Here is a 17,459-nt window from a genome sequence, read left to right as displayed (position 1 = left end):
TTCCTGTTTTATAAGTGGCTATCCAGCCCCAGTTTATACAGCTCGCGATAAACCAATTCCGATACCGCGCGCTTTTCGATCGGTTTCAGGTGCTCTGGTGCTAATTCGCGTAATAGCTCGACGGAGACTTCTTCATCTTCTGGTAAATCCTGAGCATCAATCATCAGGTCTTTGAAGATGCGCGCCATCATGACGCTATTTTCTACCACGCACTCTGTGACGGTCTTATTTTTTATTCCATCCTGTATATTCATATTGTCACTGAAACTCTCGCGCAGCGGCTCGTTGTGCTGCTGCTCATTACCCCGGGAGATATTTTGCTGTTCGCCCCACAGCAGATAGTGCTTATATTCCTGTGCCAGTGATTTCAGGGGATCATTATCGTTAACGCTGTGGCTGGTGTACCGGGCTGCGTCACGATAAGGGATATAATGCCCACCGTGATTAATTAACGATGTCAGTTCTGGAATATCCCCTTCAACCGGCAGCAAGGGCGTTAACCGGGCTGCACTGACATCGTCAAACACCTGCAGCAAATATGGTCCAGCCTGTATCCGGGAACCGTTTCGCAGCGTCTGCGTCTCACCCTGCTCCAGCGACTGCCCATCCACCAGGCAAACATAATCCCTCGCTTCGGCAGCCACGATCAGCCGCTGATGACGTAGCCAGAATAAGGTCTGGCTGGCATCGGTTAGCCGTTGCGCGCTAAATTGGCCGGTAATTACATCAAAGCACAGCGGCTGCTGCTGACAATGGTGCGACAGCAGCGAAACCCGGCCAGCCCGTTCAGGCCAGACAATCTGAATTTGCATGTTATCCGCCAATCAGCACATTGCCGGAGCCCGAAACAATCGTGGCGCCGCATGTTGTTGAATCTGACAGACGTCCGGCGGGCTGATTATTGATCAGCACCGTACCTGAACCGGACGCCACCACGGTTGAGCCATCGATACTGCAAACAGCATTGCTGATTCCCACCGGCGCCGCAGGCAGGCTGTTAATCATCACATCGCCTGAACCACTCACAATGTTGCCACCATGGCTAATTGAGTCACTGACCCGGGCAGCTGGTTTCATTTTTTTGTTCCTTTGCATTGGGGAGATAAATGGGAGGAAGGTCCTCCCATGTTGCGGCAGATGCGCCGTGGTGATTACGGTTCTGGTGTTGCCGACCCCGTTGGTGTCGGTGTTGGTGTTTCTGTCGGCGTCGGCGTTGGTGTTTCTGTCGGCGTCGGGGTTTCTGTCGGCGTTGGAGTCGGTTCCGGTGTTTCTGTCGGCGTCGGCGTTAGCGTCGGTTCTGGCGTCAGGGTTGGCTCCGGCGTCTGAATCGGCGGCCATACCGGCAAGACCGGAAGCGGCAACGGTAAAGCCATGCAGCCCAGCACCGGGCGGGCTTTCATCAGTCCGCCGAGTCCGGCCAGTCCTGCCAGACTGGCCAGTCCCAAACCGCCTCCTGCGACCGCAGCGCAATCGCCCGGGTTGATTTCCACAATACCGCCCTGAATCACAACACGTGATTTGCCGATAATCTTGACCGTATTGGCCGTAAGAATGGCTTCCCCACCCGCACCGATGCTGATCACGCCGCCGACCGCCAGCGTGGCCGCCCCGCCCACGCTAATCATGTGTGCGCCACCGACGTTAGTCAGCATGGCGCCGCCGACATTAACCATCTTGGCGCCCCCCACGTTGGTGGAATGCGCTGCGGCAACCGACATACTGTAGGTACATCCGATCTGAACGCTGGCACTACTGCCAATCATTTTGGTGTACGCACTGGCTACCGTTTTAGAGTAATTCGAGCCGACAACAATGTCGCTGTTGGATCCAATCTGCAGGCTGGAATTAGAACCGATTGCGTAAGTCGCGTTAGCCCCGACGTTTTTGGTGTAATCGGTTCCGACCACCAATTTACGGTTTGACCCAACGCTAATATCAGAATCCACGCCAATAGATTGCGTCTCATTGCGCTTGGTCAGTCGGTCCATATCGCGCTCTGCCTGCTCCCAGTAAAACTCCTGACCGGGTTTGTCTTCAAAACGCACACCGTTATAGTTGGCTTTTCCGCCGCCAATAGTGCGGCTGATCAGTCCACTTTGCGTGGCGTTGACCGGTAACTCCCAGGGGGGCATCGTGACGTTGTTGTATAAATTTCCCGTGATCAGCGGACGGTCAGGATCGCCGTTAATAAAATCCACGATCACCTCATGACCGATACGGGGAATACAAATACCGCCGAAATTGTTTCCTGCCCAGGCCTGGCTGACACGCAGCCAGCAGGAGTCTGATTCGCGGTTGACGCCATAACGATCCCAGGTAAAACGGACTTTTACCCGGCCATATTCATCCGTCCAGACTTCTTCCCCCTCCGGCCCGACGACGATCGCATTTTGCGGTCCATAGGTGCGGGGCTTTCTTACCTTCTGCGGATGGCGATAAATTTTGGTGGTTGGCTGTACCGTAAACTGGCAGTCAACGCTGTAGGTCTCTTCATTCGTGACCTGATTGATTTCCTGTATTTGCAAAGCGCTGGAGATCACCATGTATTCACGGTTGATCTTTTCGACCGGATAACCTGCCAGGGTGAAATACGTCCCGCAAACCATCCCCCTCAATTGCCCACTGCCCGAGGAACGCGAACCGCGGCAGCCTCGCTCTTCGGCGCGAATGCGCGCCAGCTGCTCACCTATCGCCGGTTGCTCGTAATCGCCAGGCCAGTGAAATACCTCCATGTCGTTAAAGCTGGTTTTTCGTGCTTTTACATCAATAGAGAGAATATCGGCGCGCGATTTGGTGAAGTCATAGTCATTCGTGACCCAGCGGCCGCTGGTCAGCATCTCCTGATGTTCAAACACCGCGATATATTCTGCGTCAGCCTTGGGTTCATCGGGCAGATAATCAATGACATGGTAGGCCGCACTGTTGGTTGCTTTGTGCGCCCCCACATGATCAACGAGAATGAGCTTGTGTTTCTGATCCTGATGTTCATAGAACCAGTAAATTCCCCACTCTTCCATCAGACGTTCGATAAAATCAAAGTCCGTCTCGCCATATTGCACCTGATAATCCAGCTTCGGGTAATGGGCAGTGAGATGTTTTTCGAAAGAAAAATGATAGTCAGCCAGCACCTCCCCGATAATTTCGACCACATTTTTCTGCTGAAAAATTTTAAAATCGGTGGTCAGCGTGGTGAGCCATAACCACGGCCGGATGACAATTTCAAACAGTGCCTGATTGGCATCACGTCCTTTATAGCGTGCTTTTTCCACCAGTCCGGAAATTTCCCGCTGGCCACGGCCAACGCCGGTGAGTTTTTCCAGTCCGTTGCCGTCAAGTTCGATGAATACCGTCATCTCTTTGCCGATCAGCGCTTTAATATCCACATTCGAAGCGGACTGCCACGGGATCAATGGATTTGCCGGTGTTTTCACCAGCAGCGTATAGCGATAAAGGGTGGAAAAAGCTTCCTCGCCCTCAACGCGGTTTAAAATCAGCGCCGGTTCACCCAATAACATGGGCATCGCCGGGCTGCTAAGTGTTATCGTCCTCGACATAGTCATTCCTGATATACGATGGGTAGTGCAAGCGCCTGCGCGCTCATGTCATGGGTTTACCAAGCGATTTCCGCTGCGATTCAATGATTTGTCCCTGGCGATTTTGCCGCCAGAGCCAGAGATACCCGGTGTGTAGCACGCAGTCAGGCCAGTGCCGCCATGGCATGACATCGACAGCCCGCTTCCCTTCCAGCACGAAATCCGCCTCACAATGCATCTGACTGAGGCGATGCAGGAGCTGAGCATGGCGCGTGACCGGCCGGAGGTGTTGCTGCCAGCGTGGCAGGGTCATTCGCGCCACCAGCGGCTGACAGTCGGCCGCAATCTGTTCACGCAATGCACCCGGATCGGCCTGCTGACCCCCTCCGGCCAGCGCGCGCATCATCCAGAACGGCAGGCTGCTGTCCTGTTTCAGCAGGCGCCCCAGATCGGTGCCACGCAGCAGAACGGCAACCCCCGCTATCGTGCAGGGTTCTTCCGCCACCACGAACGCGCCGGTCAGATACAATCCGCTGGACACATGTGGTGCTGGCAGTACGAAGCACCAGGGATAATGATCCAGCGCCGGCTGCGGCAGCAGTGATGGCGTTGCCAGACTCAGCGACGATCGGAGTGAGGCGATCAGTGCCTTGCGTTTACCGCACTGTTTTTTCTCATCAGCCATCCCGGGCAGAAAAGCCAGCAGGCGATTAACGGGAATGCCGCGATTCATCCACATGCAGCGCGCTCCTTACCCGGGACAACGCATGTCACGCAGGATGTTCTGCAGGGTTTGATGACCCCTGCCGAGGCCGGCAATATCCAGCTGCACCGGCTTGCCACCCAGCGACCATTGATAGATTTGCCCTTCCCCGTTATCGCTGCTGCCCACGCGCTTCGCGCTGTCCAGCCAGCGCAGAACGGACCATGCTCCGGGGAAAGTGAGATCGGGCATCGCGGACGAGGGCAGCCGCTGTCCCGTCATCCTGACGGGAGACATCAGCCGACTCGCTGGCCAGTGCAGCACCTGCGGGATCACCGGGCCATGGGAGTAACGCAGCGTTTCTCCGCCCATGTTCAGCGTCAGTTGAGAGATATCGGGTGACAGGTAATGCACATGCGCCGTCAGGTTAAGTGACACTCTGCGGCCGTCAGCATCGAAGAAGGCGTCACGAATCGCCGCTGCCTGCTCAAAGAAAGCCAGCCCCTGTCCGCCTTCGCTGCCTTTGTAGCGCCACGGCGAGGTGGACGTATCGACTTTGTCAGCGAGATGCTGTTTGAACCAGCCATCCACCACCCCGTCAGCCGCAAAGAAACGCTCAAACTCCGTCAGTGAGACTTCCTGCTGGCCAGGGGAAAACGGATAGCGTCCCTGCAGGGTGTTACGACAAATCTGGCCAATGCCATTGTCGATAGCCGTCACGCTCTGTTTGACAATGCTTTTTTTGATGGTGTCATTCGACCGCCCCAGCAGCGGCATCAGGATGCCTTTGACAGGCTCCGGCCAGGTACGCGACTCCGCCGCCAGCCTGGCATTGTCCGGTCCCATCACCGGAACATCGCCATCATCTAGCGCGCTGTTATACACCACATAACGGGTGTATTGATCGGTCAGCAAATTCATCAACCGGCTCAGTCCCAGCGTCTGGTTTGGGTTGAAGCCACCACTGCTTTGCTCCCCGCCGACAAAGCGGCGCAGCGAGCTGAACGGAAAATCCACATACTGATTCACCAGACGCTGCTCACGAAAATCAATGCCCTGTTTGAGACGCGTTGCCTGCTGCACCAGGCGGCCGGTTCTGATTTCCTGCTGCAGGGCATCCTGCAACGCTTTATCGCGACTTTCCGCCAGCGTCGTCTCCATCACTGCGCGTTCCAGCAGACTGCGCAGCGGTGAATTATCCGCCACCAGCGTTCTCAGCAGTGCCACATCCAGCGTGAGATTTTGCTGGCCACCCATGGGAATGAGCCGGATGCGCGACAGAAAACGCTGCCATTGCCGGGCGTACTCCTGCAGATAGAGCGTCAGGATCTCATCACGCAGTGTTAACGGGTTGACGACCATCGCCGGTTTTCCCAGTACCCAGCTATCCTCACGCTGTAAGCCGACCAGCGACGTGGCCAGCTGCTTTTTTACCAGGTTTCGCCAGCCTTCACGGGTAAAGATCCCCGGCACGCCATCCTGTTCATCCTCCGGAGAAACCAGCTTAAAAATCATGGGTGCCTGTGGGTCGACCATCGCCTGCAGAGTGACATCAGGCGGGGCTTCCGCCATCATCCTCTGCTGGAAATGTTGCCAGATGCGGGTGGTTTGCGGGCTCTGTGCCAGCAGATCTCTGGCACGTTTCACCAGCACCGGATCGATCTGCCGGGCCTTCTCCTGCCAGCCGCGTGAAGAGAACAGCGCATTCAGGTGGCTGTCAAACGTGGATTGCTCGCCATAGGCATCGATTCTTTCTGACGCTTTCCACTGCCGGTTGATCTGCGCGAGCAGAAAATGGCGGTCGGTATCGCCCTCGCCCTTAAGCATCAGGTAAAGCTTTAAGGCGTTCCAGGTGGCGCTGGCATCATTTTCATCAACAGCGTTGCTTAAAGTGGTGGCCGCCTGCTCCTGCAGTTTGGGCAGTAAGGCATGCTGCAAAAAGAAGGTGTAGAGCTTGTCTGCACGGCGCTCAACCGCAGCGGGGGTATACAAACCGTAGCGCCAGCGCAGTGGCGGTTCATCAATATCCAGACCCGGATACTGGCTCAGCACCTGCGTACTGTACAACACGCCGGGTAACAGCTGCTGCTGGGGATGAGTGACATAATCAGCCACTTTTTCCGTTAATTGCGTCGTGCGGAGATCAAGGGTGGCCAGATAGTCGCGATTCAACTGAAAACTGGTGACGATGCTCCCTGTAAGCCAGACCGTGAGCAGCACGGCGGCGAGGTGCCCGGCGAAGTTTCGCAGGCGATCCCGCGTGCGCATCCGCAAACTGGAACGGACTAAATCGCGGTCGGCACTGATGACCTCGGTAAAAAGCTGACGCAGGAAGTAATGTTTACCCCAGGCGGCCGCATTGATGACCCCCTCTTCTGCCCGCCTGATACTGTAAGACGTCGCGGTGTCGGGAGCATGGTTATTAACCACATTACGCCAGCGCTGAATCACCGTATTGTTATTGAGTAGCCCGTTATCATCCGGCTGACAGCTGCTGGTGAAATAGATGCCGCGCAGCGTGGTATTGAACTGCGTTTCATCGTAACGCGAGGATAAAAACAGGTGCTGCAACATTTCTGTCACGCTTTTTGCCAGCAAACGGAAGTCCTGCGGTAATGCATACATCAGCTTGCGATCGGCCACATCATACTCTTCCAGCTGGCGCTGGCACAGCGCACTGCTCAGACGCTCTTCCAGTTTGCTCAATGCCTGCGCGATGTCGCTACCCAACTCAGCCGCGCTCATCGCTGACTGGCGCGCAAAAGGCAGAGTGACGCCGAGAACCTGTTCACGCTCTGCTGCGGTCAAATCGCGAAAATAGGCGCTGAACCCCGTCAGCATATCCATGCGCGTGATGTTGACGTACACCGGAAAACGCAGCCCCAGTTTCTCGCGGGTTTCGCTCAGACGTGAACGCAATGCCGCCGCAATCGCGAGGCGGTCCGCCTGATTTTTATGCAAAACATCGTCCACTGACAGTGCGATCACCACGCCATTGATGCTGCGCTTCGGGCGATACTTTTTTAATGCATCCAGCACGCCATGCCACTCCTGCCGGGCTTGCGGTATGTCCAGCAGATATTTACCTGAGGTATCCAGAAACAGCGCCTCATTGGTATACAGGCACTCGATATTTTCTGTCGGTGGGTTTTCCCGCCCCTGCCGGTTGAGCTGATCCGGCAGCGGAAAATCCAGCCCGGAAGCGAACAACATGGTGGTTTTGCCCGCACGCCCGTTGCCGAGCACCATAAACCACGGCAGGCTGTTTTTGCTGTCGGTGAAGCTGAAAAAACGACGCCACAACGGCAGCGCACGGTGAATTCGCTGAGTATATTTGACGCCGGCACGAATGGTCTGATTGATGGCGCGCAGGTCTGGCTTAGTCCCGGACGTCACCTTCTGGCTTCGCAGCCTGTTTAACAGATCAGGATTGACAGCCAGTGCCTGTAAAAAACGCCAGAAGCCCCACAGTGCAGTCACTATCAGCAGCAGAGCGATCACCACCCAACGATTGATCTGGCTGTTCAGCGGGTAATGCTCGCCAGTCATGATGTGCGGGCCAATGATCCACACCAGCGCCATGACGAGCAGTGCGACGTCCAGAAACAGCGGCAAGCGGTTCCAGCGCAGGAGCAACATTACCAGCAAAAGAACCAGCAAAAGAACCAGCATAATAATGCGGCTCTCAACACTGGCCCAGGGCGTAACCTCACCCAATCCAAACCAGGGTCCAAGAAACCAGACTGCCGCCGCCAGCACCGCAAAAAACGCGATAAGGGCGAAGCGTCTTAAGCCTGTTCCTGAAAAAACTCGATTAAACACTGACATGTTTTGTCCATTAATAATTGACTAATATTTCGACGCGGCGGTTCTGTGCTCGCCCTTCCGGGGTGGCATTACTGGCAACGGGATCGCTGTCTCCCTTGCCTTCGACCTGAATACGTTCAGCAGCGATACCGGCTTTCTCCAGCCATTGCGCCACACTGGCTGCGCGTTTTTCAGCCAGCACCTGGTTATTGGGGATCCCTGGCTTGTTGATGGGTTGTGAGTCGGTGTAACCGACGATGCGCGCGTTACCCTGAACGCGATGGATCTCCTGCGCCACGCGACGCAGCACATCCTGGGTATTTTCCAGCACCTCGAACGTCCCGGTTCTGAACATGCCGTCTCCGCGGAAAATCACCAGGCTGCGTTCCGGCGTTTCGTCCACGCTAACTTGTTTGCGTGCAATCTCCGCCTGCAACAGGGTTGCCAGCCGCAGGCGGGCAACCGGTTGAGGCGGAATGACTTCTGGCAAACGCGCGGCGGCATCAATGCGCGTGATGACCCGGCTTTCAGGGATCAGGAGGTGATATTTTGCATAAATGAAACTGCCGGCGATGATGACGCCCGCTAATAACGCAGAGACACGAACCGGAATGGTATAGCCGAAGCGCTGCTGTCTGGTGCGCAAAGGAATGGCGTCGGGTGCCAGCAGTGTGCCGCGATCTTCACGGGCGCTTTGCAGTAACGTCAGCAACCGCTGGCGAATACGGTTGAGCTGGCGTTCACCGTTTTCCACAATGCTGTAGCGACCCTCGAAGCCCAGCCCCAGAATCAGCAGCTGGATTTCCAGCACGTCGGTATATTCCTGTGGCGACATTGAAAGCCGCCCGACCAGCAGGAAGAACTTCACGCCGCCGTCGTTATCACCTTCGAAATGGTTTAGCAGGTTGCTCTGCGACCATTTCACCTCCTGGCTCCACGGCAAGGCCAGAATGGCTTCATCCAGGGCGGTACACAGGCAATAGCGCACGATAGCCATCTTTTTCCACGAGATATCGGCCTCATCACACACCACGCTAAACAGGGTAATCTCTCTTTTCAGCGTCTCTTTCAGCAGGCTGGCTTCCTGAACTCCTTTAACCTGCTCGGGGATTTCACTCAGCGCACGCAATAAGGGCAGTGCGGCTTCCAGCAACGGTGACAGCGCGCTTTTAACGCGGTCCACGCGCTCATGAATACTGTCGCTGCGAAGCCGGCTGCTGTCATAGCGCTCGCCCGTCGCCTCTGGCTGATGAATCACACCAGGCGTGAAGTCAGTAAAAGCGCCAGAATCATCGAGTAAGAAGCGCCCCAGCTCCTGACTGCTGCCCTCCTCGTCAGACGGTCCATCAAATAAGCGCTTGTTGAGGCTGAAATCGTTATGCTCGCTCATCAGTCACGAATTCCCCAAAGTTCCATTTTCAGGCCGGGGAAATCACCTGCCACGTGCAGGGCTATCGCGCCACTGCTGGCAATACGCTCCCAGAACGGCCCGCTCTTGATCAGTTCAAAGTAGACATAGCCGGCACTGTAAGGAATCTGGCGCGGAGGTACCGGAAGCGGTTGAATGTCCAGGCCCGGTAAGTGAGAACGGACCAGCTCATGCAGCTGCTGTGGGGCACTGAATTTGGCCTGAGAAAGATACTGATGCTGCAACACATCCATTGGCAGCTGGGCGGATACTGCCACCACCAGATTACTGAAGCCGCGCAGTTCATTCGGCAGGACATTCGCTGACCAGACCCCGTTACCACGCGCTTCCAGCGCGATCATCTGACCAGCGCGCACCAGTATCTGGTTGAGCTGCTCATGGATATCATCCACCAGCGGGCGGATTGAGGTGTACAGACTGGCGTGCTGATAGCCGGGTGCCGGCTGCGGACGGCGTGTTTTCACCCTGATGAACGTTGACAGTTCCCCGGCAAACTTCGCCAGCTCCTGATAGAGCATAATGGGCGGTAATTCCGGGATATTACGCAGATGGTCGAGAAGCGGCTCGTATTTATTGAAAATCTGCAGCAACAGGTAATCGACAATTTCTGCACTGGCACTGGCCTTGCCATCGCTGTTCGACAGACGTGTCGCCAGCATGCCTGCGCGAATTTTGATTAATCCATTCAGGTGCGTCAGCCACTCACTCAGTAATGGATTAGCGCCGTACCCTGTCACCGGGGGAATATAATCCTCGGCATGCAGTAAAACGCTGCCATCCGGCTGGATGGCGCGGACCCGCGTGAGCGGCAAGCCAATCCATGACTCGGTCATTTCGTTTTCAGAAACCAGCCGCAACCGCAACTGCGCCAGCTGTAACGGTTTCGGCCCCTGATGAATCGCATTGGTGTCGCTGACTTCCGCTTCATGGCCGCAAAAACGCGCCAGTGAACTGTTGTCGTACTCGTCAAAGATGGTTTCGTTGCTATTATCGAGACGCAGCGGCACGGCCAGATAAATCATTTTTCCCAGGTGTTCGGGTGCGATAGTCAGCGGCAGGGTTAAATCTGCATGGCCTGGCATATCAAACGGCGTGCCGTCCGGCAACACGCCACTGGCGGCGCGCAGCACCAGCTTGCCGTATGACAGTGCTTCACGGTCAATTTCATAAGCGGAAAAACCCCAGAAAAACGGCGTAATGGTCATTGCGCGTTTGTGGGCATAATATTCCAGATAACGTTCCTGCTGTTGAAAAAGCTGCGGACGCAGAAATAAGCCTTCACTCCAGACAACTTTATTTGTTCTCATGATTTAATTTACCGATTCAACTGAAGTTGTCAGATTCTGCATCCTGACAATAATATGCGGCAGCCAGGCTTTTTCATGGATAAAGAGGCGCAATGTCGGCTGATACCAGCGACGTTCAGGTTTGACCGGCAGGATATAATTCACCTTCCAGAGTGCGTCTGAAATATCCCGATACGCAGTAATGATGCCCAGTTGCTCAACCTTGTCGGGCAGGTCAAAAATCTGGTTTTTCTTTTCACCGGGTAAAATGATGGTGTCATAAATCAGCTGTGACTGGCGTGACAGTTCGGGATCGCTATTCTCCGTCAGCGTAATAAAATCGCTGGACATAAAAGCCTGCGGCTGGGTGAGCTGATACACCATAATGCGCAAAGGATTCGCCTCTCCTTCGCTGTTCCTGTTGATATTGCCGGCGGCAGAAAAAGTGACCTCTACCGATTTTGCGCGCTCACGCTTTTCCGTGTTATCGGCACGTTGACAGGCCGACAATACGCCGGTGACAGAAATGACGAAGAGCACCAGTAGCCAATGCCGGAGGGAGGCAGAAATATGCTGCGTCTGGTTATTTATCATGTTGTCCTCCTTGATTTCGTATAAACCATCTTTAACCATGAGCGTGGTGAACCCTGCCACAGGCTCTGTGGCAGGGCCGCAGCAGCGCTTAATTACGCGTGCTGGTTTGCCTTAACATCGTAAGAGGCGGAAATAACGCCAGACTTATGACCTTCAGCATTCTGCGTAACGTAATCTTCAGTGACTTTAGTGAAAGAGAAGCGCACTTCTTCACGCGGACGCGTTTCATCCTGGTGAGAACCGCCCATCGCGACGGACGTGATGATGACATCAGTGAATTTCAGGATCAGGTATTCCAGCGGATCTCCACCGGCTTTACGTACGGTGAATACGATATTTTTAATATGCTTACCGGTTAAACAGTAGCTCACCAGATTTGGACTGGCTTTGTCGGTATAATGCTGGAAAACAAAGTCCGCCACCGTTGCACGGCCCGAACCGCCCCCTGAACCACTGTGCATATTAGAAGGCTGACGCACATCCCAGTTCCATTCCAGAACCTGGATCTCATCCTTATGCGCGGCATCCATGGATTCGCCATCGATGCCATCAATTTTAATAAACATGTCTTGTGCCATAATTTCCTCTCAAGCACTGGTAGTGTATGAATAATTCAATGCCCGGCATTGAATGATAAAAGAGTGCCGCGCCAGATAAACCGGCGAGCGATCTCATTTAATTCAAAGTAATGTTTTACTTTGACGGTTAAATATCCGGCTCAGACATTGTCCTTAATGTCCATTGTCAAACCGAATAGTTAATTCAGGCGCCACTTTTAACCGACGGCAGTTTGGCAACCATGCGCAGAGATACCGTCAAACCTTCCAGCTGGAAATGCGGACGCAGGAAGAATTTTGCGCTGTAATAACCCGGGTTACCCTCAACGTCTTCAACCACGACTTCGGCAGCGGCCAGTGGACGGCGGGCTTTGATATCCACCGAAGAGTTGGCCGGATCGCCATCCACATAGTTCATAACCCAGTCATTCAGCCAGCGCTGCATATCGTCACGCTCTTTGAACGAACCAATTTTGTCGCGCACGATGCACTTCAGATAGTGGGCAAAACGCGAGCAGGCAAACAGGTAAGGCAGACGCGCAGACAGCATCGCGTTGGCCGTTGCATCGGCGTCAGGGTACTCGGCCGGTTTTTGCAGTGACTGTGCGCCAATAAACGCCGCAAAATCGGTGTTTTTACGGTGTACCAGCGGAATAAAACCGTTTTTGGCCAGCTCCGATTCACGACGATCGGAAATCGCGATCTCGGTGGGGCATTTCATGTCCACACCACCATCATCAGTCGGGAAAGTATGACAAGGCAGGCCTTCAACCACGCCGCCACTCTCTACACCACGAATCATGGTGCACCAGCCGTTTTCTTTAAAGGAACGGTTAACGTTCACCGCCATCGCATAGGCTGCGTTAGACCAGACGTATTTGCTGTGATTTTCACCGTCGGTATTCTCTTCAAAGTGAAACGCATCAACCGGATTGGTGCGCGTGCCATAAGGCAGGCGAGACAGGAAACGTGGCATGGCCAGACCGATGTAGCGGGAATCTTCAGACTGGCGCAGGCTGTTCCAGGCGGCATATTCCAGATTCTGGGTAAAGATTTTCGTTAGATCGCGCGGATTTGACAGCTCCTGCCATGAGTCCATCTGCAACACATTCGGCGAGGCACCGGCAATGAATGGCATATGCGCTGACGCCGCCACTTTGCCAATTGAGGAAAGCAGGTCGACATCGGCGGCGGAGTGATCAAAGTAGTAGTCCGCTACCAGACAACCATAGGGTTCGCCACCCAGCTGGCCATACTCTTCTTCATAGATTTTTTTGAACAGCGGACTCTGATCCCACGAAGTGCCTTTATAGCGCTTCATGCTGCGGCGCAGCTCATCTTTCGACACATCCATAAAGCGCAGTTTCAGCTTTTCATCCGTCTCCGTGTTATAGACAAGATGATGCAGACCACGCCAGGCGCTCTCCAGCGATTGAAACTCTTCGTGGTGCAGAACCAGGTTAATCTGATCGGATAATTTGCGGTCAATTTCCGCGATAATGGACGCAATGCTTTTATAAGCGTCATCAGAAACAGTCACGGTATTTGCCAGCGCCTGCTCCGCCAGGGTTTTCACCGCGCCCTCAACGGCCGCTTTAGTCTGGTCAGATTTCGCTTTAAATTCTTTGTTCAGCAGCGACGTGAAAGCGCTCGCCTGGGCAGTAGCATCGACGGCTGCACTGTTTTTTTCCATGGTTTGTGAAGCTGACATCATGTCTCCTTAGTTATATCGCCGCTGGGTTGGCATCCGTGCTGTCACTGTTCTTTTTTGGCGCAGAAGCCAGCGAATTCAACAACGCTTTATCTTTCAGAAGTGTCATCACTAACTCTTCTGCGCCCGCTTTGCCGTCCATATACGTCTGCAGGTTGGCAAGCTGTGTGCGCGCCTCCAGCAGTTGAGAAAGTGAATCCACTTTTCTGGCGATAGCATCCGGTTCGAAGTCACTCATGCTTCCAAAAGTCACATCGATCATTAACTGCCCTTCACCGGTCAGGGTATTAGGTACTGCAAAAGCCACGCGGGGGCGCATCGCTTTCATGCGCTCATCGAAGTTATCAATATCGATGTCAAGGAACTGACGATCGGCCACAGATGGTAACGGCTCAAGCGGTTTACCAGAGAGATCAGCCAGCACGCCCATCACAAATGGCAATTCCACTTTCTTTTCAGAACCATAAATTTCAACGTCATATTCAATCTGAACACGCGGTGCTCGATCGCGCGCAATAAATTTTTGCGAACTATTTTTATTAACCATAATAACCTTTCTGCATTTTTAATTGAGGTATACCCGGAGAAGCCCCGGAACGATCATGTGCTCATTTTATTGCTGTTACTTATAAGTCAGGTCAATGGTGGAGCGTGTTTGCACTCGCCCAGCATTCACTGCCCCATTACTTTTCGCGTAATAACTGGCAATAAAGTACTGAGTCACTTCATTACCGTTAGCAGGAATGACATACTCCTGATAACTGGTATTATCATCGATGCGCATTTGTGTGCCGGCAATATTACGCACCCGCACCTGAACATCCCGACTAAAATCATTCCCGATGCTATTAATTAAGTTTTTTGTTACTGGGTCAGACGTTTCTCCGCCGCGGGTAGTAAAGCGCATTTCAATTATCCGGTTTACCGGGCAGTTCTTTAATGCGATGGGAAACGAAGTACTGCCGACTTCGCTACCACTTTTTTGCAGTGATTTTGCAGACACCGCAGGCAGGTTAACCGTACCGGCTGCGCCACCGTGATTGACATCCACTTCACAAGTGCGCGCCAGAAACGTTCCGGTAAATGTCACCGGAATCTTACAGCTGCCTGATACGGCACAATCCTCAGCAGTCACTGAAAACGACGCCGTCAGCAGAGCGCCAAGCATCAGCACCAGACGCTGGCCTAAGCCATTTCGGCCGTTCAGTTTTTCAGACATACCACCTCCATGGTTGTGATAGCCAGTGTCGTGGCGGTTTCCCTGACCGCTGGCGCCGTGTTCTGCGCCATACATTTCAGTGTTTCGCTCCCGACTTGCGCCAGCAGAGGAGCCTGAGCCGGATTCCAGCCACGGATAAAGGCCTGGCCTCCCTGACCCACCACACTCTGGTTTAGCCCGTTGCTGTCATTCAGCTCAGTGCCAATCGGCAGATAGTTATGCGCACCATCCCGCACCGTCAGGATGAGGGGAACACCTGAAATAGTGCTCATTTGCACCGCGATCGCCGCACCCTGACGTGGATAAATTCGCGCTTCGTTCTCAAGTACATCAACCGTTTGCGGTAATCCCTGCGCATCCAGCTGTACCGCATTTTCACGGTAAGGGTAGAGCGATGGCTTGATGGCATAACCGAACCGGTCAACCTTCGCACCCTGACCATTTAACAATCCGGCACCGGTCGCGCCATCGGCATGAACGATGGCAAATGCAGCGTCATTAATTGCCGGCCCCAGAGTGACACCCCCCGCATGGGCAACCAGGCTGCCGCGCATAAAGCCTGCCAGCTGCGTATTGTCACGCTCGACCGTCGCACTCACGCCAGACTGACCGTAAGAAGACTGATATTGCAGATTACCGCTGGCCGCTTTTCCGCGGCCGTTGGTGCCCGCGGTGACCCCCATTCCGTAAGTCAGCTCATTCTGGGCACCCTGATAACCTGATGCATTCGCCTGAAACTGCGTACCGTTCAAATTACTGTTACTGACTGAGCTATAGAGTGAACTGAAGAGCGGCTTATTAATCGAGCTAAACCCAAGCGGTACACTTACCGATAGCTGAATGATATTTTCATCTCTGCCATTTCCTGCCCGGCTGCGCGATCCGGTGATGGCATAACTGAATTTTTCCAGTGCATGATTAAAACTTACCGAATACTGACGGGAGTTGGCCTGCTGATTCCAGTAACTGGCGAGGCTGCCAATAAACCACAATGACTTATTCTCATCCAGACGCTGATTGACGCTGGCGGTGAAGCGGTTTTGTGTGCGGTAGTCAATATAAGTGTCACTAAAGCCGTTCGTTTCCCCCCCGACGAAACCCTGACGTGCTAAAGCCGTTTCCCGGAAGGTGTAATAACCTTTGGAGGAATAGCGATAGGCAGCCAGGGTAATATTGGTATCCGTCGGACCAAGGTATTTACTGTAGTTTAGCTGGTAACTATGCCCTAATCGTTGAATATTATCTTTCAGCACGCTACGGGCATTAATGACGTCAAAAGAGATGCCGCCCAGCGGCGTATTAAAGGCCTGGCCGATACCAAAGGCTTTATAATATTCACCAATTAGTGCTCCCCCATACAGCGTCCAGAAATTCATCACTCCCCGGTGGTACGTCGCCTGGAACACATCCAGATGTGCTTTTATATCGGTTTCATCTAATTGCCCCAGCGATACCGAGAAACGCGATGCACCTTCACGTAAAAGCATCGGCGGTGCCGAAAAGGGAATAACCTGTTGCCTGATGCGACCATCTGCTTCGGTTATTTTCAGCAACAGTTCACCGCCGTAACCCATGGCCCCCAGATCGGTAATGGCGAAAGGACCCGGCGGGACAAGGGTTTCGTAAAGTATTTGCCCGCGCTGCGTTACGGTTATCTTCGCATTGGTCTCTGCGACACCGCGGATGATCGGCGAGTAGTTACGCATTTCCGTCGGCAGCATGCGCTCATCCGTTTGCAGCATCACACCACGCAGGTTGTAACTATCAAACAGGTTACCGTTGCTGCTGGTCTGGCCCAGGGTCAGCGCGGCTTTTAACGGCGTAATGTCCCGCTGCACATAGGTGTAAAGATTCTGCACAGACGACGGAGCCCTGTTACTCCAGTTAACGTTTGTACGTTTACGCAAGCGCCATTCGCCAAGGTTCACGCCTCCGGTAACCGCCAGATTACCGCTATTGCTTGCCCCGCCTTTGACTAATCCCCAGTTGTTGCGCCAGACATTGGCAGCATAGTCGAGATAACCCACGCTCTCACCGGTCTGCCACAGACTGGGATCGACATAATCATCGCTGCGATGGCGAACATATAATTGCGGCACGGTTAAATTCAGCTCAAAATCACCGCCGTTATAATAACTTTTTGTTCCCGGCACCCAGCGCTCAAGAATAAAACATCGCTCGTTACCCTCTGGCGCGAGACGCTTTAACTGCTGCAGCTGTTTTTCATCGGGAATAATCCCCAGCTGGCTCAACTGGCCTGCACTAAAACAAGCCTGTACCTGCTCATTTGCATTGCGCTGGACAAACTGGAGTTTCAATCTTCCGCGGACATTGTCATTTACATGAACGATGACGTCATACACACCGGGTAAAGTGGCATTTTTCTGCGAGAAACGCGTAATATCAATATTTGATCCGTGCAGAAAGTCACTGTTAAAATCCATTGTGGCTGGCTCTGAAGAACCCGGGGTTGAGGGGGGCACAGCCTGTGCCAACACCTGGCCTTTGGTTATGATGGCCATCAGTAAACTAAACTTGATCAGTGCGCTTAGCCTGGTTAAGCGACTGACAACATTTATCCCTGAATATATGCCCGGTTCCACAGTCTAAACTCCTTTTT

13 protein-coding genes are annotated in these 17,459 nt (G+C 53.7%); all 13 read right to left on the bottom strand.

The features are described from left to right. Nucleotides 1-8 precede the first annotated feature (8 nt). A complete protein-coding gene (locus MXF20_RS15100; RefSeq protein ID WP_325970080.1) occupies nucleotides 9-812 on the bottom strand; it encodes a TagK domain-containing protein in 804 nt (267 codons plus the stop codon). A 1-nt stretch (nucleotide 813) separates the two neighbouring features. Next, a complete protein-coding gene (locus tag MXF20_RS15095; RefSeq protein WP_325970079.1) occupies nucleotides 814-1,077 on the bottom strand; it encodes a PAAR domain-containing protein in 264 nt (87 codons plus the stop codon). Between the two features lie 74 nt (nucleotides 1,078-1,151). Beyond that, nucleotides 1,152-3,521, bottom strand: a complete 2,370-nt coding sequence (locus MXF20_RS15090) for a type VI secretion system Vgr family protein (protein ID WP_325970176.1) — start codon at nucleotides 3,519-3,521, stop codon at nucleotides 1,152-1,154. 76 nt (nucleotides 3,522-3,597) lie between these two features. Further along, a complete protein-coding gene (locus MXF20_RS15085) occupies nucleotides 3,598-4,272 on the bottom strand; it encodes a hypothetical protein (protein ID WP_325970078.1) in 675 nt (224 codons plus the stop codon). 12 nt (nucleotides 4,273-4,284) lie between these two features. Beyond that, the gene (gene tssM / locus MXF20_RS15080) at nucleotides 4,285-7,875 is read right to left on the bottom strand and encodes a type VI secretion system membrane subunit TssM (protein ID WP_325970077.1); all 3,591 of its coding nucleotides are present in this window, start codon (nucleotides 7,873-7,875) and stop codon (nucleotides 4,285-4,287) included. Between the two features lie 199 nt (nucleotides 7,876-8,074). Then, the gene (gene tssL / locus MXF20_RS15075) at nucleotides 8,075-9,433 is read right to left on the bottom strand and encodes a type VI secretion system protein TssL, long form (RefSeq protein ID WP_325970076.1); all 1,359 of its coding nucleotides are present in this window, start codon (nucleotides 9,431-9,433) and stop codon (nucleotides 8,075-8,077) included. Then, complete coding sequence (gene tssK, locus MXF20_RS15070) at nucleotides 9,433-10,779, bottom strand: type VI secretion system baseplate subunit TssK (RefSeq protein ID WP_325970075.1); 1,347 nt, start codon at nucleotides 10,777-10,779, stop codon at nucleotides 9,433-9,435. Before tssK ends, tssL begins: the two co-directional genes overlap by 1 nt. A gap of 3 nt (nucleotides 10,780-10,782) precedes the next feature. Continuing rightward, nucleotides 10,783-11,352: a type VI secretion system lipoprotein TssJ gene (tssJ, locus tag MXF20_RS15065; RefSeq protein WP_325970074.1), complete on the bottom strand. Its 570-nt coding sequence runs from the start codon at nucleotides 11,350-11,352 to the stop codon at nucleotides 10,783-10,785. A gap of 92 nt (nucleotides 11,353-11,444) precedes the next feature. Continuing rightward, nucleotides 11,445-11,930 carry an Hcp family type VI secretion system effector gene (locus MXF20_RS15060; protein ID WP_325970073.1) on the bottom strand — a complete coding sequence of 162 codons (486 nt, stop codon included), beginning with the start codon at nucleotides 11,928-11,930 and terminating at the stop codon, nucleotides 11,445-11,447. A gap of 184 nt (nucleotides 11,931-12,114) precedes the next feature. Further along, complete coding sequence (gene tssC / locus MXF20_RS15055; protein ID WP_325970175.1) at nucleotides 12,115-13,602, bottom strand: type VI secretion system contractile sheath large subunit; 1,488 nt, start codon at nucleotides 13,600-13,602, stop codon at nucleotides 12,115-12,117. Between the two features lie 31 nt (nucleotides 13,603-13,633). Next, nucleotides 13,634-14,167: a type VI secretion system contractile sheath small subunit gene (gene tssB / locus MXF20_RS15050; RefSeq protein ID WP_325970072.1), complete on the bottom strand. Its 534-nt coding sequence runs from the start codon at nucleotides 14,165-14,167 to the stop codon at nucleotides 13,634-13,636. 75 nt (nucleotides 14,168-14,242) lie between these two features. Further along, complete coding sequence (locus MXF20_RS15045; RefSeq protein WP_325970071.1) at nucleotides 14,243-14,839, bottom strand: fimbrial protein; 597 nt, start codon at nucleotides 14,837-14,839, stop codon at nucleotides 14,243-14,245. Then, a complete protein-coding gene (locus tag MXF20_RS15040; protein ID WP_325970070.1) occupies nucleotides 14,824-17,442 on the bottom strand; it encodes a fimbria/pilus outer membrane usher protein in 2,619 nt (872 codons plus the stop codon). The genes MXF20_RS15045 and MXF20_RS15040 overlap by 16 nt, the downstream gene beginning before the upstream one ends. Between the last annotated feature and the right edge of the window lie 17 nt (nucleotides 17,443-17,459).

The organism is Pantoea dispersa (assembly GCF_035783935.1).
Classification (GTDB): domain Bacteria; phylum Pseudomonadota; class Gammaproteobacteria; order Enterobacterales; family Enterobacteriaceae; genus Pantoea; species Pantoea dispersa_C.
The sequence above is the reverse complement of the archived record's forward strand: the minus strand, read 5'-3'. Positions and strand labels throughout refer to the sequence as shown.

What these genes read in the sequence shown, in the direction of transcription:
- MXF20_RS15060 (WP_325970073.1), bottom strand. Translation starts at nt 11,930, where the DNA reads ATGGCACAAGACATGTTTATTAAAATTGATGGCATCGATGGCGAATCC.
- MXF20_RS15045 (WP_325970071.1), bottom strand. Translation starts at nt 14,839, where the DNA reads ATGTCTGAAAAACTGAACGGCCGAAATGGCTTAGGCCAGCGTCTGGTG.
- tssJ (WP_325970074.1), bottom strand. Translation starts at nt 11,352, where the DNA reads ATGATAAATAACCAGACGCAGCATATTTCTGCCTCCCTCCGGCATTGG.
- tssC (WP_325970175.1), bottom strand. Translation starts at nt 13,602, where the DNA reads ATGGAAAAAAACAGTGCAGCCGTCGATGCTACTGCCCAGGCGAGCGCT.
- tssM (WP_325970077.1), bottom strand. Translation starts at nt 7,875, where the DNA reads ATGTTGCTCCTGCGCTGGAACCGCTTGCCGCTGTTTCTGGACGTCGCA.
- MXF20_RS15090 (WP_325970176.1), bottom strand. Translation starts at nt 3,521, where the DNA reads ATGCCCATGTTATTGGGTGAACCGGCGCTGATTTTAAACCGCGTTGAG.
- MXF20_RS15100 (WP_325970080.1), bottom strand. Translation starts at nt 812, where the DNA reads ATGCAAATTCAGATTGTCTGGCCTGAACGGGCTGGCCGGGTTTCGCTG.
- tssB (WP_325970072.1), bottom strand. Translation starts at nt 14,167, where the DNA reads ATGGTTAATAAAAATAGTTCGCAAAAATTTATTGCGCGCGATCGAGCA.
- MXF20_RS15085 (WP_325970078.1), bottom strand. Translation starts at nt 4,272, where the DNA reads ATGTGGATGAATCGCGGCATTCCCGTTAATCGCCTGCTGGCTTTTCTG.
- tssK (WP_325970075.1), bottom strand. Translation starts at nt 10,779, where the DNA reads ATGAGAACAAATAAAGTTGTCTGGAGTGAAGGCTTATTTCTGCGTCCG.
- MXF20_RS15095 (WP_325970079.1), bottom strand. Translation starts at nt 1,077, where the DNA reads ATGAAACCAGCTGCCCGGGTCAGTGACTCAATTAGCCATGGTGGCAAC.
- tssL (WP_325970076.1), bottom strand. Translation starts at nt 9,433, where the DNA reads ATGAGCGAGCATAACGATTTCAGCCTCAACAAGCGCTTATTTGATGGA.